General features: G+C 63.5%; 16 protein-coding genes. 7 read left to right on the plus strand and 9 right to left on the minus strand.

The window, feature by feature from the left end:
* Positions 1 to 17: 17 nt before the first annotated feature.
* The 6 genes from cydB to BMW49_RS19095 all read right to left on the minus strand — a co-directional run bounded on the left by cydB (position 18) and on the right by BMW49_RS19095 (position 6,258).
* Positions 18 to 1,157, minus strand: a complete 1,140-nt coding sequence (gene cydB / locus BMW49_RS19070) for a cytochrome d ubiquinol oxidase subunit II (protein WP_069518595.1) — start codon at positions 1,155 to 1,157, stop codon at positions 18 to 20.
* Positions 1,150 to 2,739: a cytochrome ubiquinol oxidase subunit I gene (locus BMW49_RS19075; RefSeq protein ID WP_069518594.1), complete on the minus strand. Its 1,590-nt coding sequence runs from the start codon at positions 2,737 to 2,739 to the stop codon at positions 1,150 to 1,152. Before BMW49_RS19075 ends, cydB begins: the two co-directional genes overlap by 8 nt.
* Positions 2,736 to 2,951, minus strand: coding sequence for a cytochrome oxidase putative small subunit CydP (cydP, locus tag BMW49_RS19080; protein ID WP_069518592.1), 216 nt, complete (start codon positions 2,949 to 2,951; stop codon positions 2,736 to 2,738). The genes BMW49_RS19075 and cydP overlap by 4 nt, the downstream gene beginning before the upstream one ends.
* A gap of 298 nt (positions 2,952 to 3,249) precedes the next feature.
* Positions 3,250 to 3,630 carry a rhodanese-like domain-containing protein gene (locus BMW49_RS19085; protein WP_069518590.1) on the minus strand — a complete coding sequence of 127 codons (381 nt, stop codon included), beginning with the start codon at positions 3,628 to 3,630 and terminating at the stop codon, positions 3,250 to 3,252.
* A complete protein-coding gene (locus tag BMW49_RS19090) occupies positions 3,630 to 5,384 on the minus strand; it encodes a SulP family inorganic anion transporter (RefSeq protein ID WP_069518587.1) in 1,755 nt (584 codons plus the stop codon). The genes BMW49_RS19085 and BMW49_RS19090 overlap by 1 nt, the downstream gene beginning before the upstream one ends.
* 10 nt (positions 5,385 to 5,394) lie before the next feature.
* Positions 5,395 to 6,258, minus strand: coding sequence for an MBL fold metallo-hydrolase (locus BMW49_RS19095; RefSeq protein WP_069518585.1), 864 nt, complete (start codon positions 6,256 to 6,258; stop codon positions 5,395 to 5,397).
* Positions 6,259 to 6,596: 338 nt separating this feature from the next.
* Between BMW49_RS19095 and dinB the strand changes: the two genes are divergently transcribed.
* Entirely contained in the window at positions 6,597 to 7,658 is a 1,062-nt protein-coding gene (gene dinB, locus BMW49_RS19100) for a DNA polymerase IV (protein WP_069518583.1), read from the plus strand.
* 118 nt (positions 7,659 to 7,776) lie between these two features.
* Here the strand turns inward: dinB and BMW49_RS19105 are convergent, their stop codons facing one another.
* The 3 genes from BMW49_RS19105 to BMW49_RS19115 are packed head-to-tail and all read right to left on the minus strand — an operon-like array spanning position 7,777 to position 11,388.
* Positions 7,777 to 8,175: an META domain-containing protein gene (locus BMW49_RS19105; protein WP_069518581.1), complete on the minus strand. Its 399-nt coding sequence runs from the start codon at positions 8,173 to 8,175 to the stop codon at positions 7,777 to 7,779.
* Positions 8,176 to 8,178: 3 nt separating this feature from the next.
* On the minus strand, positions 8,179 to 8,613 hold the full coding sequence (locus tag BMW49_RS19110) for a hypothetical protein (protein ID WP_069518579.1): 435 nt from the start codon (positions 8,611 to 8,613) through the stop codon (positions 8,179 to 8,181).
* 57 nt (positions 8,614 to 8,670) lie between these two features.
* The gene (locus BMW49_RS19115; RefSeq protein WP_371850868.1) at positions 8,671 to 11,388 is read right to left on the minus strand and encodes a response regulator; all 2,718 of its coding nucleotides are present in this window, start codon (positions 11,386 to 11,388) and stop codon (positions 8,671 to 8,673) included.
* 157 nt (positions 11,389 to 11,545) lie between these two features.
* On the opposite strand from BMW49_RS19115, the gene BMW49_RS19120 reads away from it, so the two are divergent.
* The 6 genes from BMW49_RS19120 to mazG all read left to right on the plus strand — a co-directional run bounded on the left by BMW49_RS19120 (position 11,546) and on the right by mazG (position 19,199).
* Positions 11,546 to 12,250, plus strand: a complete 705-nt coding sequence (locus BMW49_RS19120; RefSeq protein WP_069518575.1) for a response regulator transcription factor — start codon at positions 11,546 to 11,548, stop codon at positions 12,248 to 12,250.
* Between the two features lie 2 nt (positions 12,251 to 12,252).
* Entirely contained in the window at positions 12,253 to 13,644 is a 1,392-nt protein-coding gene (locus BMW49_RS19125) for a HAMP domain-containing sensor histidine kinase (RefSeq protein ID WP_083251725.1), read from the plus strand.
* 35 nt (positions 13,645 to 13,679) lie between these two features.
* Positions 13,680 to 14,585: a cysteine synthase CysM gene (cysM, locus tag BMW49_RS19130; protein WP_069518573.1), complete on the plus strand. Its 906-nt coding sequence runs from the start codon at positions 13,680 to 13,682 to the stop codon at positions 14,583 to 14,585.
* Positions 14,585 to 15,937 carry a 23S rRNA (uracil(1939)-C(5))-methyltransferase RlmD gene (gene rlmD, locus BMW49_RS19135; protein ID WP_069518571.1) on the plus strand — a complete coding sequence of 451 codons (1,353 nt, stop codon included), beginning with the start codon at positions 14,585 to 14,587 and terminating at the stop codon, positions 15,935 to 15,937. Before cysM ends, rlmD begins: the two co-directional genes overlap by 1 nt.
* Positions 15,938 to 16,076: 139 nt before the next feature.
* Positions 16,077 to 18,320 (plus strand): GTP diphosphokinase, encoded by a 2,244-nt coding sequence (relA, locus tag BMW49_RS19140; protein WP_069518569.1) that lies wholly within the window; start codon positions 16,077 to 16,079, stop codon positions 18,318 to 18,320.
* Positions 18,321 to 18,371: 51 nt separating this feature from the next.
* A complete protein-coding gene (gene mazG / locus BMW49_RS19145; protein ID WP_069518567.1) occupies positions 18,372 to 19,199 on the plus strand; it encodes a nucleoside triphosphate pyrophosphohydrolase in 828 nt (275 codons plus the stop codon).
* Positions 19,200 to 19,254: the final 55 nt, after the last annotated feature.

Consider the following 19,254-nt stretch of genomic DNA (forward strand, 5'->3'; position numbering starts at 1 on the left):
GGCCGCGCCGCTGCAGTTCAATACAGCCCGTGCGGGTTGGCTTCGATGCTTTGGTCAGTCAGGCGGCCCCACATGCGGGTGTAGCACCACAGGGTGTAGGCCAGGATCAGCGGTACGAAGATGCCGACCACGACAAGCATGATGCCCAGGGTCTTGTGGCTGGAGGCCGCGTCCCACAGGGTCAGGCTGGAGGCCGGGTCGATGCTCGATGGGAAGACGAACGGGAAGAGCGCAAAGCCTGCCGTGCAAATGGTCCCGACAATCGCCAGGCTGCTGCCGATAAAGGCCAGCGCGCCACGATTGAGCTGCGCGCCGAGCAGGGCGATAAGCCCGCCCGCCAGGCCGAGCAGCGGCGCGATGCGCATCAGCGGGTAGGTGGCATAGTTGCCCATCCAGCCCGCATTGGTGGCGCTGACCTGCTTGGCCAATGGGTTGATCGCGCCGCCCAGCTCAATGCCGCCGACCAGGGTCATGCCGGTAATGCCAGTGGCCAGCCACAGGCCTGCTGCGGCGAAAGCCGCCAGATAAACCAGGCTGCACAGGCGCGTGGCGATACGTGCACGGGCATGCAGTGCGGCGTCGGTGCGCAGCATCAACCAGGCGCCACCGTGGGCCGAGAGCATGCTCAGGCTGACCACGCCGGCAAGCAGGGCGAAGGGGTGCAGCAAGCCGAAGAACGAGCCTTCATAGGTCGAGCGCAGCAGTTCATCGAGGCGAAACGGCAGGCCGAGGAACAGGTTGCCGAAGGCCACGCCAAACAGCAGGGCTGGCGCTGCACCGCCGACAAACAAGGCCCAGTCCCAGGCGCTGCGCCATTGCTGGTTTTCCAGTTTGCTGCGGTAGTCGAAGCCGACCGGGCGACAGAACAGCGCGAACAGCACCGCCAGCATCGCCCAGTACAGGCCGGAAAAGGCCACGGCATAGACCATCGGCCAGGCAGCGAAGAGGGCGCCGCCGGCGGTGATAAACCACACTTGGTTGCCATCCCAGTGCGGGGCGATGGTGTTAATCGCCACCCGGCGTTCGTTGTCGGTTTTACCCACAAAGGGCATCAGCGCCATCGCGCCCATGTCGAAGCCATCGGTCAGGGCGAAGCCAATCAGCAGCACGCCAATCAGCACCCACCAGATCAGTTTCAGGGTTTCGTAATCAAACATGCTGTGCTCCCGAGACAGTGAGGGCCTGGGCGCTGTCACGCTCAAAGTGATAGCGGCCGGTGTGCAGGCTGGAAGGGCCGAGGCGTGAGAACTTGATCATCAGGTACATCTCGATCACCAGCAGCACGCTGTAGAAGGTGATCAGCGCGGCCAGGGAGCCCCACACATCGCCTGGCGTCAGCGATGAGGCGGACAAATGCACCGGCAGCACTTCGGCAATCGACCAGGGTTGGCGGCCGTGCTCGGCGACGATCCAGCCGGTTTGGGCGGCAATCCACGGCAGCGGCAGGCTGTACAGGGCGAACCGGAGTAACCAGGGTTTGTTTTCCGCATTGCGTTTGATCGAGGCCCAGGCAGCAAGGCTGAACAGCAACAGCATCAGAAAGCCCGATGCAACCATGGCGCGGAAGGTCCAGAACATGGTCGCCACATGGGGGATAGTATCCAGCGATGCCTGGCGGATCTGCTCGTCGCTGGCATCGACCACTGCCGGGGTGTATTTCTTCAGCAGCAGGCCGTAGCCCAGGTCCTGCTTGACTACGTTGAAGGCGGCGATGGTGGCAGCGTCTTTAGTGCCGCTGCGCAATTGTTCCAGCAAGCCATAGGCAAGCATGCCGTTGCGGATGCGCACTTCGTGCTGGGCGATCAGGTCCTTGATGCCGGTGACCTCCTTGTCCAGCGAACGGGTGGCGATGATGCCCATGACATAGGGGATCTTCACCGCATAGTCGGTGCGCTGCTCCTGTTGATTGGGCAGGCCGAACAGGGTGAAGGCGGCTGGCGCCGGTTCGGTTTCCCACTCGGCTTCGATGGCCGCGAGTTTGGTTTTCTGCACGTCGCCGATTTCATAGCCGGATTCATCGCCGAGCAGGATCACCGAAATGGTCGAGGCCAGGCCGAACACCGCGGCGATGGCGAAGGAGCGGCGGGCGAAGGCCATGTCGCGCTTTTTCAGCAGGTAGTAGCTGGAGATGGCCAGGACGAAGATCGCCCCGGTGACATAACCGGCCGACACGGTATGCACGAACTTGACCTGGGCCACCGGGTTGAACAGCAGCGCGCCGAAGTCGGTCAGCTCCATGCGCATGGTCTCGAAGTTGAATTCCGCGCCCACCGGGTTCTGCATCCAGCCGTTGGCGATCAGGATCCACAGCGCCGACATGTTCGAGCCGATCGCCACCAACCAGGTCACGGCCAGGTGTTGCACCTTGCTCAGGCGGTCCCAGCCGAAGAAGAACAGGCCGATAAAGGTCGATTCGAGGAAGAACGCCATCAGCCCTTCGATGGCCAACGGTGCGCCGAAGATGTCGCCGACGTAATGGCTGTAGTAGGCCCAGTTGGTGCCGAACTGGAACTCCATGGTCAGGCCGGTGGTAACGCCCAGGGCGAAGTTGATGCCGAACAGCTTGCCCCAGAACTTGACCATATCCTTGTAGACCTGTTTGCCGGTCATCACATAGACCGACTCCATGATCGCCAGCAGAAAGGCCAAGCCCAGGGTCAGGGGCACGAAGAGGAAGTGGTACATCGCGGTGATTGCAAATTGCAGGCGCGAGAGATCGACGACAGATTCCGAGATCATCTCGGTGTCTCCTCAGTAGGGGGAATAGGCGTGGGCATAGCGGGCTGGAACAGGTGTGCATCGAGGCGTTGGGTGCCGTCAGTGGGCACCGTGGGCTCGGTGAACCAGATGGCCTTGATGCTTAGCAGGATCACCAGTTTGATCAGCAGGATGGCGGCGATCTCGCGCACCAGCGGGATCTGCCAGGGTGATTGAGGTGTTGGGGTGGTCATGCCGGCGCTCCACTGCATTAGGGCATAGCAGGGTTGTTACTGGTTGTTGCATGGTACCCATGGGGGTATGAGTGCTGAGTTGATGCAGATCAGTAGATTGGCGAGTGCCAGAGGGATGACTGCCTGAAAGATGCCGGCGATAGAGCGGGGCGATGCGTTGTGGTACATGCCCTTGGGGAGAGGAGCGCGAGAGCGCCGAGGATGGGGGCACCGGCACCGGCACCGGTGGCCTGGTGCCTTGGCGCTTGGTGCGCGCGGCGCACCCTACGATTGCGAGCGCTGTGGTTTGCTCGGACCCTTAATCGAAGGCGGGCAGCTCAGGCGTTTCGACTGCCTTGCCTGCGGCGCTCCAGGCCTCGAAGCCGCCGGCAATCGACAGCACCTTGAGGTAGCCCATCTCCTGCAGGGTGCAGGCGGCGAGGGCCGAGCGGCCGCTGTTTTTGCAATAGAGCACCAGATTGATGTCGCGCGCGCTCAGGGCGGGGTCGTTGCTGAGCTTGAACTCCAGCAGGCCGCGAGGAATGTTGATGGCGCCCGGAATATGTCCGGCATGAAACTCATCGGCTTCGCGCACATCGATCAGGACATCGGCGCTGCGGATGGCGGCGTCGGCGGCTTGCAGTTCGACTTCCTGGATACGGCTTTTCGCGGCGGCTACCAGATCATGGGCGGTTTTCATCAGGGTGTCCTGTTGGCAAGTGGAATGGCTGGAACGCTTGGCGTGATGTGCGGGGCCAGGGTTTGCAAGGCCTGGAACTGGCTGATAAACACCTGTCCACCAAACTGTTCGAGGAAGCTGGAACGGCGCAACTGGTCCATCACCGGGCCTTTGACTTCTGACAAGTGCAATTGCACGCCAGCGGCCTGCAGGTGGTCGACGATGGCTTCCAGTGAATCCAGGGCGCTGGCGTCGATCAGGTTGACCCCCGAACACATCAGCACCAGATGACGCACCTGCGGCCGGTTGGCGATCAGCTCGCCGATACGGTCTTCGAGGTAGCGTGCATTGGGGAAGTACAGGCTTTCATCGACGCGCAGCGACAGCACGCTGGGCGATTCGATCACGGCAAAGCGCTCGACATTGCGAAAGTGCTCGCTGCCCGGCACCTGGCCGACCACAGCCATATGTGGCTGGCTGGTGCGCCAGAGAAACAGCAGCAGCGACAGGCCAACGCCAAGCAGAATGCCGGTCTCCACGCCCATCAGCAGCACGCCGAGCAGGGTGGCCAGTTGTGCCGCACCGTCTGGCCGCGAGTAGCGCCAGGTGCGCCGCAGCGAGCCGAGGTCTACCAGGCTCAATACGGCAACGATAATGGTCGCGGCCAATACGGCATGGGGCAGGTTATGCAGCAGCGGAGTCAGCAGCAGCACGCTGAAGGCAATGCCGGCTGCGGTGAAGACCCCGGCCATGGGCGTTTGTGCGCCGGCATCGTAATTGACCACCGAGCGGGCAAAGCCGCCGGTTACCGGGAAGCCGCCGCTAAACGCCGAGGCCAGGTTGGCCGTGCCGAGGCCCAGCAGTTCGTTATCCGGCTGGATGCGCTGGCGCCGTTTGGCCGCCAGGGTCTGGCCGACCGACACCGACTCGACGAAGCCCACCAGGCTGATCAGCAACGCCGCAGGCAGCAGTTGCAGGGCCAGATCGAGGTCCATTGTGGGCAGGGTCAAGCCCGGTAAACCCTGGGGGATGGCCCCGACCACCTTTACCCCAGCCTGCTCCAGTTGCTGCCAGGTGACCGCGAGGATCGCGACAATAATCGCCAGCACGGGTCCTGCCTTGGCCAGGTTGCCAGCCGTTGCTGGCGTCAGCCCCAGGTGTTGCAGCAAGGGTTTCAGGCGTACGCGCGCCCACCACAGCCAGGCCAGGCTCAGCACGCCAATCAGCAGGGTAGGCCCGTGCAGAGCCGGCAGCCCGAGCCAGAGTTGCGGAATAATCTGCACCAGGCTATCGCCCGAGACCGAGATGCCAAACAAGTGCTTGAGCTGGCCGATGGCAATCAGAATGCCTGAAGCACTGATAAAGCCGGACACCACCGGATGGCTGAGAAAATTGGCGAGAAAGCCCAGACGCAGCACTGCCATGGCGCTCAGCAGCACACCGGATAGCAAGGCCAGGAGCATGGCTGCGCCGATATAGGCTGCGCTGCCGGACGGGAACAGCGGTTCCAGCGCGGCGGCGGTCATCAGCGACACCACCGCCACCGGCCCGACCGCCAGGGTGCGGCTGGAGCCAAACAGCGCATAGGCCAGCAGCGGCAGAATGCTGGCGTACAGACCCATGATGGGCGGCAGGCCGGCGAGCATGGCATAGGCCAGGCTCTGCGGGATCAGCATCAGGGTAACGATCAGCGCCGCCAGGCCATCCTGGCTGGCCGCGCTACGGCTGTAGTGTTGCGCCCAGTCGAGGCAGGGTAGCCATTGGCGTCGCTTCATTCGCAGCGCCTCAGAGCACGTCGAGGGGGATTTTCAGGTAGCGGGTGCCGTTGTCTTCGGCGGGCGGCAGTTGCCCGGCACGCATGTTGACCTGGACCGACGGCAGGATCAGGGTCGGCATGCCCAGGGTGGCATCGCGGGCGTTGCGCATGGCGACAAAGTCCGCTTCGTCGATACCGTCGTGAACGTGCACGTTGTGTGCGCGCTGTTCGGCAATGCTGGTCTGGTTGCGAAACTCATCGCGGCCCGGTGCCTTGTAGTCGTGGCACATAAACAGGCGCGTTTCATCCGGCAGGCTGAACAGCGTGCGGATCGACTGGAACAGCGTGCGCGCATCCCCACCGGGGAAGTCGCAGCGTGCGGTGCCGTAGTCAGGCATAAACAAGGTATCGCCAGCAAAGCCGGCATCGCCGATCAGGTAAGTCATGCACGCCGGCGTATGCCCAGGTGTGTGAATGGCGCGGGCCTCAATCGTGCCGACCTGAAAGGAATCGCCATCCTTGAACAGGTGATCGAACTGACGGCCATCGGTGGCGAACGCGCTGCCGGCATTGAACAGCTTGCCGAAGGTGCGCTGCACGGTGGTGATGTGCTCGCCAATGGCCAGCTGGCCACCCAGTTCGCGTTTCAAGTAGGGCGCCGCCGACAGGTGGTCGGCATGGACGTGGGTTTCCAGCAGCCAGTCCACCTGCAACTGGTGGTCTTTTACATACTGGATCAGGCGATCCGCGCTGGTCGTCGTGGTGCGTCCGGCGGCGGGGTCGTAGTCCAGTACCGAATCGATGATCGCGCAGCGCTGGGTACTGGGGTCGCTGACCACATAGCTGTAGGTATAGGTGGCCGGATCAAAAAATGCTTCGACGCTGGCTTGCATGGCACGCTCCTTCTCTTCATACCCCGCCGGGTATTCAATTAAGAAGAATCGTAACTGTTTTTAGGTTCTATGCTTAGACTAAAAAAGAATATAAAGGTGCAGGCGTAGCGAGCAGGTTCCATCCATCGCCGAGTTGTCACGGTTACTTAGAGGCTGTTGCTTACAGCCATGATCTGGCTATTCTGGCGGCCCCGGCCAGGCCGGCTGCTGCGCTGTCTGTGGCCGCTAACGGCTGCCGTACGTTTCAGCGCAGCCCATTGCAGCGAGAAAATCGTGGCTATCGAAATACCCATAACTCGTCATGTTCACTTGATTTAAATGATAGAAATCAAGGAATTATGAGTCAGAGAAAGATCATCCACGTCGATTGTGACTGCTTCTATGCCGCCATCGAAATGCGTGACGATCCCAGCCTGGCCGGCAAACCGCTGGCGGTGGGCGGCTCGGCAGATCGGCGCGGGGTGATCGCCACCTGCAACTACGAAGCGCGCGCCTATGGGGTGCGCTCGGCCATGGCCTCGGCCCATGCGCTTAAGCTCTGCCCGGACCTGACTATCCTCAAGCCGCGCTTCGAGGTTTACCGCAGCGTTTCGCGGGAAATTCAGGCGATCTTTCGCGATTACACCGAGCTGATCGAGCCGTTGTCGCTCGATGAAGCCTACCTGGATGTCAGTGAGTGTTCGCGTTTCGAGGGCAGTGCCACGCGCATCGCTCAGGATATTCGCCGGCGGGTTTCCCAGGATCTGCATATCACCGTGTCGGCCGGAGTGGCGCCAAACAAGTTCCTGGCCAAGATCGCCAGCGACTGGCGTAAACCCAATGGACTGTTTGTTATCACGCCGGCGCAGGTCGACGACTTTGTCGCGGCGTTGCCGGTCAGCAAGCTGCATGGTGTGGGCAAGGTCACCGCCGACAAGCTGGCCCGCCTGGGCATCCGTGACTGTGGTGATCTGCGCAGCTGGCGCAAGCTGGATCTGGTGAAAACCTTCGGCAGTTTTGGCGAGCGCCTCTGGGGCCTGGCCCATGGCATCGATAATCGACCGGTGAACAATGACAGTCGCCGGCAGAGCGTCAGCGTGGAGAACACTTACGACCAGGACCTGCCAGACCTGGACGCCTGCCTGGCGCAATTACCGGCCTTGCTGGAAACCCTTGAGGAGCGTATCGCGCGCCTGGACCGCAGCTATCGACCGGACAAGCCCTTCGTCAAAGTGAAGTTCCACGACTTCACCCAGACCACTTTGGAACAGGCCGGTGCTGGTCGCGATCTGGACAGTTATCGTTTGCTGCTCAGCGCCGCCCACGCCCGTGGCAACAAGGCGGTGCGCCTGCTCGGCGTCGGCGTGCGTTTGCATGATCTGCGCGGGCGTCAGGAGCAACTGGAACTGTTTGCGCCCTAGGCACCCCCTTCGCTCTCTGTAGGAGCGAGGGGGCGCCTAGCCTTTATTCGCGATAGACCTTGAAAGCGCTGAAAGCGTCGCGGCTAAAGCCCCTCCCACTTCATCGTAGATCCTAGGGTTACTCAGGCCAGAGGCGCAGCGGCTTGCCGCTGGCCGGCCAGAGGCGCAACTGGTCGATGGGTGAGATGTCCCAGCGCTGCAGCGTTTCCAGGCTGGCGAGAAAGCGCGCTTCCTGCTCCATGATCGCTGGTGCACAGAGTTTGCGGGTGCTGCCGGCGGGGCCGAAGGTCAGGCGCTCACCTTCCAGGCTGTAGCTGGCAAACCAGTGATTGCAACCAGCGTTGCCGTAGGCGCGGCCATCGCTGCCCAGGGTCATGGTCAGGTGGCTACGGTCGATCAGCGGGCGCTCGCCGATCCACTCGACCTGGTAAGTGCTATCGGTTTGCAGGGTAACTGCCTGACTGGCACAGCCGGCCAGGCTGATACCGAGCAAGGACGCGAGCAACGGGCGGTACATGTTTCAGGCCTCTTTCTGGCAACGTGGGCAGGTATGCTGGCCGCTGGTTCCGCGCCAGCCGAGTTCGGCGATCCGGGCTTCGGCCGCAGGTGCCTGGGCTTTTTTGCCCAGGGCGGCGTCGACGGCAAATTCGACATCGATCTGCTTGGCGCAGCGGTCACAGATGACTTGCCAGGTGTGGATCGCCAGCTCGGTAAATGCCGGGCCGTGGGCCACTGCAACCCACTGGCCGCGTGGGTTGATCAGGTGGCGGACTTTCTCCACCTGCAGGCGCATGCTCAGGTCGCGGCTGCCCTTGAGCGTCACCTGCAGGCTGTCACCATTGTGGATCGAGCCCCCATTGCCGGTGACCTGATAACGGCCGGGCGCCAACGCGCGGCATTCGATAAGGGTGTGCTCGGGATTGAGCAAGCTGTAGCGGAAATCGTGATCGGCCATGGTTCCTCCTGGCAAGGCGGCCATTCTAGCAGGGCGTCGCGCGCCGCTGGGCGGCCATCAGTCGCTACTCACAGCCACTTCCGCCAGGCGCGTAATGGCGCTGTCCAGTTCATCAAGGGCCTGCTCGGCGGCTGGGTCATCCTGCTTGAGCAGGGTTTCGCTGCGTTGGCAGGCCGCGCGCAGCTGGGGGACGCCGCAATAGCGGGTGGCGCCGTGCAGCCGATGCACGCGCTCGATCAACGCGTTGCGCTCCCCGGCATCGCGGGCTTGGCGGATGGCCTGGCGGTCACCAGGCAGGCCGGCGATCAGCATGTTCAGCATGTCGCTCGCCAGGTCGGCCTTGCCGGCTGCCAGGCGCAAGCCTTCTTCGGCATCCAGCACACGGCTGGCGGGGGCGTCAGGCTGTTCTGACGGTTGCGCCTCTGGCCCCTGCTTGCGTAACGCCAGCCCCGTCCACTTGAGCACCACCTGGGCCAACTGCCGCTCGTTGATGGGTTTGGTCAGGTAGTCATCCAGGCCGCTCTGCAGCAGGGCGCGCTTTTCATTGGCCAGGGCGTGGGCGGTCAGCGCGACTATGGGTACCGTCGGGCGCGCCTGCTCATTTTCCCACTGGCGAATCGCTTCGGTGGTTTGTCGACCATCCATACCGGGCATCTGCACGTCCATAAAGATCAGGTCGAAGGTTTGCTGCTGGGCGTAGGCCAGTGCCCCATAGCCGCTGTCTGCGACCGTGACCACGGCGCCCATCTCGGCCAGCAGGGTCTGCACCAGCAGCAGGTTGGCCGGGTTGTCGTCGACGCAGAGAATGGCTGGCGCGCGGCTCGGCGCCACACTTGTGGGCTCGCTGAGGGGCAGGCGCGGGCTGATCAGCCCGGCCAATGCACGCTGCAACTTGCGCGTGCAGGCAGGCTTGGCTTGCAGTTGGCTGTGCGCATCCGGCAGGGCCTCGTGGTACAGGGCCTGCTCGGTGGTCGGGCAGAGCACCACGCTTTTGCAGTCGAGGTGATCGAGGGCCCAGAGGTGTTTGCCGAGTCGCTCCGGCGGCAACTGCTCCAGGGTTACGCCGAGCACGGCGAGGTCATAAGGTCGCTGGCTGGTCCGCGCTTTAGCCACGGCTTCGATCAGCGTATCGAGTTGCTCGAAGGCGGTGACCTGCAGGCCGCAGTCTTCCAACTGATGCTGCAGTGCCTGGCTGGCCAGTGGGTGGTTTTCCAGAATGGCCACCGCGCGGCCGAGCAGCGGCGGGCGGGGCAGGTCTTCGGCGTCATCGCGGGCTTTGGGCATGCTCAGGCTGATCCAGAATTCCGAGCCTTCACCAGGCGTGCTGTCGACGCCGATTTCGCCGCCCATCTGCTCGACCAGACGTTTCGAGATAACCAGGCCCAAGCCGGTGCCGCCGGCCTGGCGCGACAGTGAGTTGTCCGCCTGGCTGAAGGCCTGGAACAGGGCGCGCAGGTCATCCTCGGAGAGGCCGATGCCGGTATCCTGCACGCTGATACGCAGTTGCGCGCGGTCGGCGCTTTCGTCCTCGAGCATGGCGCGCAGCACAATGCTGCCTTCGCGGGTGAATTTGATCGCATTGCTCACCAGGTTGGTCAGTACCTGACGCAGCCGCAGAGGGTCACCGATCAGTGCCCGCGGGGTGTCGCGGTAGACCAGCGAGAGCAGTTCGAGCTGCTTCTGGTGGGCGGCCGGGGCGAGAATGGTCAGGGTGTCCTGAAGCAGGTCGCGCAGGTTGAACGGAATGCTTTCCAGAACCAGCTTGCCGGCCTCGATCTTGGAGAAGTCGAGCACCTCATTGATGATTCCCAGCAGGCTGTCGGCGGATTTCTCGATAGTGCTCAGGTAGTCCTGCTGGCGCGGGGTCAGCTCGCTCTTCTGCAGCAGATTGGTGAAGCCAAGAATGCCGTTGAGTGGGGTGCGGATTTCGTGGCTCATGTTGGCGAGGAACTCGGACTTGATGCGGCTGGCCTCCAGGGCCTCCTTGCGCGCGAAGTCCAGCTCGATGTTCTGGATCTCGATGGTTTCCAGGTTCTGGCGTACATCTTCGGTGGCCTGGTCGACGCTGTGCTGCAGTTCTTCCTGAGCATTCTGCAGGGACTCGGCCATGCGGTTGATGCCGGCTGCCAGCTCATCCATCTCCTGGCTGCCCAGTGGCGGCAGGCGGGTTTCCAGACGCCCATCCTTGAGTTGCGCCACGCCATGCTTGATCTGTAGTAGCGGGCTGTTGATGCTGCGGCTCATGCGCATGGCCAGCAGCCCGGTCACCACCAGGCCGGTGGCAATCAGCAGCAGGCTGGTGAGCAGGCTGCGATAGCCGACAAGCAGGGTGCTGTGGTGCGACAGCTCCAGTTCGACCCAGCCGAGCAGGCGTTCGGTTGCCTCGCCGACGGGCTGGCCGGTCAGGCTCAGGTGCTGTTCGATCACCGGTAGCAGAAAGCGTGTGGCGTCCTGGCTGCTGTTCCAGCTCAGTACCTGCAGGTTGCCTGTCGGCACCGGGTTGAGCATGCTCGGCCCGGCATGGGCCAGGCGTGTGCGTTCGCCAGCCAGGAAACTCACGGCGCGCACATCCGGTTGCTCCAGGGCTTCGGTGGCGATGCGCTGCAGCAGCAGGGCGTCGCTGTCGCGCAGCGCCGGTGCGGCCAGCGGCGCGAGTTGTTCGGTGATCATCTGCCCGCGCTGCAGCAGTTGGGCATTGAGGTCAGACAGCTGCGCCCAGGTGAAGTAGCCACCCAGAACCAGCGCCAGCAGGCTGGTTGGCAGCAGGGTGAGCATAAGCACCCGGCCTTTGATGCTGATGTCCTTGATCACGCGTGTGGCTCCTGCAGTAGTAGGCCGCCAGTGTAGCGATTCGGCGGCACAGAATCTTCTGAGTGAGTGGCGATTGATTAAGAGGTAGAATTGTTCTCATTCAAGCTCTGGTGACTGCTTCATGCTCGCGCACTGTCCGCCCCAACGGCGCATCCTCGCCGTCGAAGATGATCCGCTTCTTGCCAGCCATCTGTGCAGCCACCTGCAGCGCAGCGGCTTTGCCGTGACCCTCAGCCATGATGGCGAGGCGGGGCTGCGCCTGGCTCAGCAGGCCCCCTTCGATCTGGTGCTGATGGACATCATGTTGCCCGGCCTCGATGGACTCAGTGCCTTGCAGCAGTTGCGCCAGCGCAAGCGCGTGCCGGTGATCCTGATGTCGGCCCTGGGCGCTGAGCAGGATCGGATCGCCGGTTTCAGCCAGGGCGCCGACGACTATTTGCCCAAGCCGTTCAGCCTCGGTGAGCTGAGTGTGCGTATCGAGGCGATCTTGCGCCGTGTGGCCTATGAGCGTCAGGTGCCGAACCCGCCGGCTGGTGGGCTGAGCTTCGATGACGGGCGCGCTGACGTCTGCTTCAACGGCCGCTGGGCGGGCCTTACCCCGAGCGAGTACCGCGTGCTCGAGTTGCTCGCCGGCAGCCCGGACGAGGCGTTGAGCAAAGCCTTCCTCTATCAGCAGGCGCTGCATCGCGCCTACTCGGCCCATGACCGCGCGCTGGACATGCATGTCAGCCACCTGAGGCGCAAGCTGCAGGCCCTGGGCGATACCGGGCTACGCCTGGAAACCGTGTGGGGCAAAGGGTATCTGCTGGCCGCGCAGGAGCACTGAGGGTGCCGGGACGTCATTCACTGTTCTGGAAGCTTGCGGCGCTGTTGGTGACCTTTGTGCTGTTGCTCATCTCACTGAGCTGGTTTTTCAGTCAGCGCATCGAGTTGCTCACGGCGCGGCTGTCCCCAGAGGCGCGTACGCAGTTGCAGGCTTATGCCGCTGAGGCGGAGCAGGCATGGCGTGAGGATGGGGTGGCCGGCGCACAGCGTTACCTGCGTCAGCTGGCGCAGGTCGAAGGGCGCGACGCGATGCTGCTTGATCGCGACTTGCAGTCGCTGAGCGGTGTGCCTTTGACCGATATCCAGCGCCAGCGGGTGACCTTTATGCGCCAGTTGGATTGGCCCATGAGCCGCCGCGCCAGCGAATTGCCCCACATCGATATTCCCTTTCCCGGCCAGGCCGGGCATCTGGTGATTCAACTGCCCGAGCGATTTCGTCCCTGGGCCTACCGTGAGCCTTTGCTGCTGATCGCTCGCGCGTTGCTGCCAGCGTGCCTGGCCTTGCTGTTTTGCATCGGCCTGTATCGGGTGCTGATTGCCCCGCTGGTGCGCCTGCGTGACCAGGCCAATGCCCTGCGCGCCGACGACCTCACGCCCAGGGCGGGGCCTTTGGCGCAGCGCCGCGATGAGCTGGGGGAGCTGGCCCGCGCCTTCGATCACATGGCTGAGCGCCTGCACGGTACGGTGGCGCTGCAGCGCCAGTTACTGCGCAATTTGTCTCATGAGTTGCGTACGCCGTTGAGCCGCTTGGGTATTGCCAGCGAGAGTGAACTGAGCCCCGCGGCCTTGGCGCAGCGTGTGCAGCATGAGGTGCAGATCATGCAGCGTCTGGTCGGCGATACTCTGCAACTGGCCTGGCTCGATACCGAACGGCCCAAGTTGCGGCCCCAGGCCCTGCAGCTTGCGGTGCTCTGGGATGTCTTGCGCGAGGACGCCTGTTTTGAAAGTGGCTGGTCGGCCGAGCGTCTGCACTACCAGGTGCCGGAGGCGTGCTGGGTCAGCTGCGAGCTCAACGCCTTGGCCCAGGCCCTGGAAAATGTCCTGCGCAATGCCATTCGCCACTCACCGCCTGGCGGTCAGGTATGGCTCAGCGGTGTTCGTGAGGGCGATATCTGGCACCTGTGTCTGGAGGATCAAGGCCCGGGCGTGGCCTCGAATGAGCTGGAGAATATCTTCCAGCCGTTCACACGGCTCAGCGGTGGTCCCGGGGAAGAAGGCTTCGGGCTTGGTCTGAGCATTGCGCGCAGTGCCATCATCGGCCAGGGCGGACGCATCGAGGCCCGCGCAGGTCGTGAGGGTCTTGCCGTGCATTTCTATCTGCCGGCGGCGCCTCGCCCGCGTGACAGTCTGAAACCTATGGCGCTTATGGAGCCTGCGCGTTTGCCGTTATCATAGGCGACCTTTCCTGCCGTCCGGACTCGAACGACGCCATGACCCTGCAATACCCCACCATTGCCGATTGCGTCGGCAACACCCCGCTGGTGCGTCTGCAGCGCCTGCCGGGCAACACCTCCAATACCCTGCTGCTCAAGCTCGAAGGCAATAACCCGGCGGGCTCGGTAAAGGATCGTCCGGCGCTGTCGATGATCACCCGCGCCGAGCTGCGCGGCGATATCGCGCCCGGCGACACCCTGATTGAAGCGACCTCCGGCAACACCGGCATCGCCCTGGCCATGGCCGCGGCGATCAAGGGCTATCGGATGCTGCTGATCATGCCCAACAACTCCACGGCCGAGCGCAAGGCAGCGATGACCGCCTATGGCGCCGAGTTGATCCTGGTGACCCAGGAGGAGGGCATGGAAGGCGCTCGCGACCTGGCCGACCGTCTGCAGCGCGAAGGGCGCGGCAAAGTGCTCGACCAGTTCGCCAATGGTGACAACCCCGAGGCCCACTACACCGGCACCGGCCCGGAAATCTGGCGCCAGACCCAGGGTCAGGTTACCCATTTCATCAGCTCCATGGGCACGACCGGCACCATCATGGGCGTGTCGCGCTACCTCAAGGAGCAAAACCCGGCCGTGCAGATCATCGGCCTGCAGCCGATGGAGGGCGCCGCGATTCCTGGCATCCGCCGCTGGCCGCAGGAATACCTGCCGAAGATCTACCAGAACGAGCGGGTCGACCAGATCATCGACATGTCGCAACTGGAGGCCGAAACGGTCATGCGCCGTCTGGCCCGCGAAGAAGGCATCTTCTGCGGCGTGTCGTCCGGTGGCTCGGTAGCGGCCATGCTGCGCCTATCGGCCGAGCTGGAGAACGCGGTGCTGGTGGCGATTATCTGCGACCGTGGCGACCGTTATCTGTCGACGGGCGTTTACGACGTCCCGGCCGCCTGATGGCCAAGAAAACCGGTGGTTTGCGCTTCCAGCCGGCGGGCGGCACGCGCGCCGTGCAGGTGCCAGTCGGCAAGAAGCAGACGCTAAGTATCGAGCGCCTGGCCGGTGACGGCCGCGGCATTGCCTTTGTCGAGGGGCGCACCTGGTTTGTCAGCGGCGCGCTACCGGGCGAACGCATCCAGGCCCGTGTGCTGGCCGCACGTAGTCAGGTGGTCGAAGCGCGCACCGAACAGGTGCTTGAGGCCAGTGCCGAGCGCCGCCCTGAGCCCTGCGCCTATGCCCGCGTGTGCGGGGGATGTTCGTTGCAGCACATGCAGCCTGCCGAGCAGCAGCAGCTCAAACAGCGCCAACTGCGTGAGCAACTCGGTCGTCAGGCCGGGCTTGAACCGCGGGTCTGGGCTGATGCGCTGAGCGGGCCGGAGCTGGGCTATAGGCGGCGCGCGCGTATCGCCGTGCGCTGGGATGCCAAGACACGGCAGCTGGAAGTGGGTTTTCGCGCAGCAGCCAGCCAGGCGATAGTCGCGATCGACAGCTGCGTGGTACTGGTACAACCCTTGCAACCGCTGCTGGCGGCGTTGCCGGCGCTGTTGCGCGGGTTGGAAAAACCCCAGGCCATTGGTCATGTCGAGCTTTTCCATGGCAGCGCCAGTGCGGTGCTGGTACGCCATACGGCGGTGCTCGGCGAGACCGATCTGGCGGCGCTGCAGGCGTTCTGTCAGCAGCACGCCGCGCAGCTCTGGCTGCAGGGCGCCGATGCGCCGCAGCCTTATGTTGCGGGTGAGCGGCTAGGCTATCGGTTACAGCCGGGTGATCTGCAGCTGGCTTACCGCCCCGGCGATTTTGTTCAGGTGAATGCCGCGGTTAACCAGGCCATGGTCGATCAGGCCCTGGAGTGGCTGGCGCCGCAGGCCCATGAGCGGGTGCTGGATCTGTTTTGTGGGCTGGGTAATTTCGCCCTGCCGCTGGCGGGTCTGGCCCGTGAAGTGGTGGCGGTCGAAGGTGTACAGGCGATGGTCGAGCGCGGTGCGCAAAACGCCCAGGACAATGGTCTGGCTAACCTGCACTTTTTCCAGGCCGACCTGTCGAAGCCGCTGCTCGATGCACCTTGGGCGCAGGGCGGTTTTGCCGCGGTGCTGCTCGATCCGCCGCGTGACGGCGCCTTCGAGGTGGTTCGCCACCTGGCGGGGCTTGGTGCCGAGCGGTTGTTGTACGTTTCCTGCAACCCGGCGACATTGGCGCGTGACAGCGCCGAGTTGCTGGCGCAAGGTTACCGGCTTGAGCGAGCCGGTATGCTCGATATGTTTCCGCAAACCGCTCACGTCGAGGCCATGGCGTTGTTCGTCAAAGCCTGAATAGACGTGAGCAAGGCCCGCCTGGCGGGTCGACAGAGGCGCACATGGAGTGCGTCCGTTTGGGTTTAACCGACCAGCTCGCAGAAGGCTGGCGACAGTTCGGTGGGCATGCCGCTCGCCGTAGGGAAGGGTAAGCAAGATGGTTCAGGTCAGAGCGCATCAGCCGATCAACGATGACGGCAGCATCAACCTTGAAGCCTGGCTCGAACACGTGCTGAGTGTCGACCCGGCGCTGGATCGAGACGCTTTGCGCGATGCCTGCGAGTTCGCTCGGGCCGCCGAGCAGCAAGCCAATGCAGCGCAGAATCTGTGGACCGAAGGGGCTTCGAGCTTTACCGCCGGCCTGGAGATCGCCGAGATTCTTGCTGATCTGCGTCTGGATCAGGACTCGCTGGTTGCTGCGGTGATCTACCGCGGTGTGCGCGAGGGCAAGATCACCCTGGCAGCGGTGCACCAGCGTTTCGGTCCGGTGGTCGCCAAGCTGATAGAAGGCGTGCTGCGCATGGCGGCGATCAGCGCCAGCCTGAACCCGCGCGATTCCCTGGTGCTTGGCTCCCAGGCCCAGGTCGACAACCTGCGCAAAATGCTCGTGGCCATGGTCGATGACGTGCGCGTAGCGCTGATCAAACTGGCCGAGCGCACCTGCGCCATCCGCGCGGTCAAGGAGGCCGACGAGGAAAAGCGTCAGCGTGTAGCCCGCGAAGTCTTCGACATCTATGCCCCCCTGGCTCACCGCCTGGGTATCGGCCATATCAAATGGGAACTGGAAGATCTGTCCTTCCGTTACCTGGAGCCCGAGCAGTACAAGCAGATCGCCAAGTTGCTGCATGAGCGGCGCCTGGACCGCGAGCACTACATCAATGAGGTGATGGGCCAGCTGCGCGCCGAACTCGAGGCGACGGGCATCAAGCCGGACCTCAGCGGTCGGGCAAAACATATCTACTCGATCTGGCGCAAGATGCAGCGCAAGGGCCTGCAGTTCAGCCAGATCTACGACGTGCGCGCAGTGCGCGTGCTGGTGCCGGAAGTGCGCGACTGCTACACCGCGCTGGGCATCGTGCACACCCTGTGGCGGCACATCCCCAAGGAGTTCGACGACTACATCGCCAACCCCAAGGAGAACGGCTACCGCTCGCTGCACACTGCCGTGCTGGGCCCGGAAGGCAAGGTGCTGGAGGTGCAGATTCGCACCCAGGCCATGCACGAGGAAGCCGAGCTGGGCGTGTGTGCGCACTGGCGCTACAAGGGCACCGACGTCAAGGCCGGCTCCAATCACTACGAAGAGAAGATTTCCTGGTTGCGTCAGGTCCTCGAGTGGCACGAGGAGCTGGGTGATATCGGCGGCCTGGCCGAACAGCTGCGCGTGGATATCGAGCCGGACCGGGTTTACGTATTCACCCCTGACGGCCACGCCATCGATCTGCCCAAAGGCGCCACGCCGCTGGACTTCGCCTACCGCGTGCACACCGAAATCGGCCACAACTGCCGGGGCGCGAAGATCAACGGGCGCATCGTGCCGCTCAACTACAGCCTGCAGACCGGCGAGCAGGTGGAGATCATCACCAGCAAGCACGGCACGCCGAGCCGCGACTGGCTGAACTCCAACCTGGGTTATGTCACCACCTCGCGGGCGCGGGCGAAGATTGTCCATTGGTTCAAGCTGCAGGACCGCGATCAAAACGTCGCCGCCGGCAAGACCCAGCTTGAGCGTGAACTGTCACGCCTGGCGCTACCGCCGGTGGATTTCGAGAAGCTGGCGGAAAAAGCCAACCTCAAGACCAGCGAAGACCTGTTCGCCTCCCTCGGCGCCGGCGATCTGCGCCTGGCGCACCTGGTCAACCTGGCCCAGCAACTGGTCGAGCCGGACCGCGCCAACGAGCAGCTCGAACTCATCCCGCGCAAGGCCTTGGGCTTCAAACCGGGCAAACGTGGCGATATCCAGATTCAGGGGGTCGGCAACCTGCTGACGCAGATGGCTGGCTGCTGCCAGCCGTTACCGGGCGATCCGATCGTCGGCTACATCACCCTGGGCCGCGGCGTCAGCATCCACCGCCAGGATTGCGCCGCCGTGCTGCAACTGAGCGGCCGTGAGCCGGAGCGGATCATTCAGGTCAGTTGGGGGCCGGTACCGGTGCAGACCTACCCGGTGGATATCATCATCCGCGCCTACGACCGCTCCGGTCTGCTGCGTGACGTGACCCAGATGCTGCTCAACGAAAGGCTCAACGTGCTGGCAGTCAATACCCGCTCGAACAAGGAGGACAACACCGCCTCCATGTCGCTGACGGTCGAGATTCCGGGCCTGGATGCCCTGGGTCGTTTGCTCGGGCGGATCAGCCAGCTGCCGAATATCATCGAGGCGCGCCGCCACCGCGCATCCTGATGCTCAGGCTGCGCGCGTTTGGCCAATCCTCTCGATCAGATGGATGTTGTTATGTATCAACTCGATGACCTGCTGCACCTGATGGCCCGTTTGCGTGACCCGCAGCATGGCTGCCCCTGGGACCTGCAGCAGGATTACGCGAGCATCGTGCCGCACACCATTGAGGAAGCCTACGAGGTGGCCGATGCCATCGAGCGCGGCGACTTTGCGCACCTGCCCGGTGAACTGGGGGACCTGCTGTTTCAGGTGGTGTACTACAGCCAACTGGCGCGCGAAGACGGGCGCTTCAGCTTCGCCGAGGTAATCGACTCGATCACTCGCAAACTGATCAGGCGTCACCCCCATGTGTTCCCCGACGGTGACCTTTACGGCGCCGTCGACCTGCCACGCCTCGACGAGGCGGCGGTGAAGCAGCGCTGGGAGGCGATCAAGACCGAAGAGCGTGCCGAGGCCGCCGCGGTGCCTGAACAGTTGTCGCTGCTCGACGACGTGCCGCTGGGGCTGCCGGCGCTGAGTCGTGCGGTCAAGCTGCAGAAGCGCGCCGCCCAGGTCGGTTTCGACTGGCCGACAGCCTTGCCGGTGGTCGACAAGGTGCGTGAAGAGCTGGATGAAGTGCTCGAGGCCATGAGCGAGAATGATCCGGCGGCAATCGCCGAGGAGTTGGGTGACCTGCTGTTCGTGGTGACCAACCTGGCGCGCCACCTGAAAGTTGACCCTGAGGCTGCACTGCGTGCCGGTAACCGCAAGTTCGAGCAGCGCTTTCGCTATATCGAGCGCACGCTCGCAACATCCGGGCGCAGTATCGCTGACTGTGATCTGGCGCAGCTTGAAGCGCTCTGGTGCGAAGCCAAGGTATTGGAAAAGGCTATGTCTAAGTAAGCTGTTATATCCATGTAGGAGCGAATGGGGCGCCTACGCAAACCAACTGTTAGTA

This window comes from Pseudomonas cuatrocienegasensis (genome assembly GCF_900110925.1).
Taxonomy (GTDB): domain Bacteria; phylum Pseudomonadota; class Gammaproteobacteria; order Pseudomonadales; family Pseudomonadaceae; genus Aquipseudomonas; species Aquipseudomonas cuatrocienegasensis.

What these genes read in the sequence shown, in the direction of transcription:
- cydB (WP_069518595.1), bottom strand. Translation starts at nt 1,157, where the DNA reads ATGTTTGATTACGAAACCCTGAAACTGATCTGGTGGGTGCTGATTGGC.
- BMW49_RS19075 (WP_069518594.1), bottom strand. Translation starts at nt 2,739, where the DNA reads ATGATCTCGGAATCTGTCGTCGATCTCTCGCGCCTGCAATTTGCAATC.
- cydP (WP_069518592.1), bottom strand. Translation starts at nt 2,951, where the DNA reads ATGACCACCCCAACACCTCAATCACCCTGGCAGATCCCGCTGGTGCGC.
- BMW49_RS19085 (WP_069518590.1), bottom strand. Translation starts at nt 3,630, where the DNA reads ATGAAAACCGCCCATGATCTGGTAGCCGCCGCGAAAAGCCGTATCCAG.
- BMW49_RS19090 (WP_069518587.1), bottom strand. Translation starts at nt 5,384, where the DNA reads ATGAAGCGACGCCAATGGCTACCCTGCCTCGACTGGGCGCAACACTAC.
- BMW49_RS19095 (WP_069518585.1), bottom strand. Translation starts at nt 6,258, where the DNA reads ATGCAAGCCAGCGTCGAAGCATTTTTTGATCCGGCCACCTATACCTAC.
- dinB (WP_069518583.1), top strand. Translation starts at nt 6,597, where the DNA reads ATGAGTCAGAGAAAGATCATCCACGTCGATTGTGACTGCTTCTATGCC.
- BMW49_RS19105 (WP_069518581.1), bottom strand. Translation starts at nt 8,175, where the DNA reads ATGTACCGCCCGTTGCTCGCGTCCTTGCTCGGTATCAGCCTGGCCGGC.
- BMW49_RS19110 (WP_069518579.1), bottom strand. Translation starts at nt 8,613, where the DNA reads ATGGCCGATCACGATTTCCGCTACAGCTTGCTCAATCCCGAGCACACC.
- BMW49_RS19115 (WP_371850868.1), bottom strand. Translation starts at nt 11,388, where the DNA reads ATGCTCACCCTGCTGCCAACCAGCCTGCTGGCGCTGGTTCTGGGTGGC.
- BMW49_RS19120 (WP_069518575.1), top strand. Translation starts at nt 11,546, where the DNA reads ATGCTCGCGCACTGTCCGCCCCAACGGCGCATCCTCGCCGTCGAAGAT.
- cysM (WP_069518573.1), top strand. Translation starts at nt 13,680, where the DNA reads ATGACCCTGCAATACCCCACCATTGCCGATTGCGTCGGCAACACCCCG.
- rlmD (WP_069518571.1), top strand. Translation starts at nt 14,585, where the DNA reads ATGGCCAAGAAAACCGGTGGTTTGCGCTTCCAGCCGGCGGGCGGCACG.
- relA (WP_069518569.1), top strand. Translation starts at nt 16,077, where the DNA reads ATGGTTCAGGTCAGAGCGCATCAGCCGATCAACGATGACGGCAGCATC.
- mazG (WP_069518567.1), top strand. Translation starts at nt 18,372, where the DNA reads ATGTATCAACTCGATGACCTGCTGCACCTGATGGCCCGTTTGCGTGAC.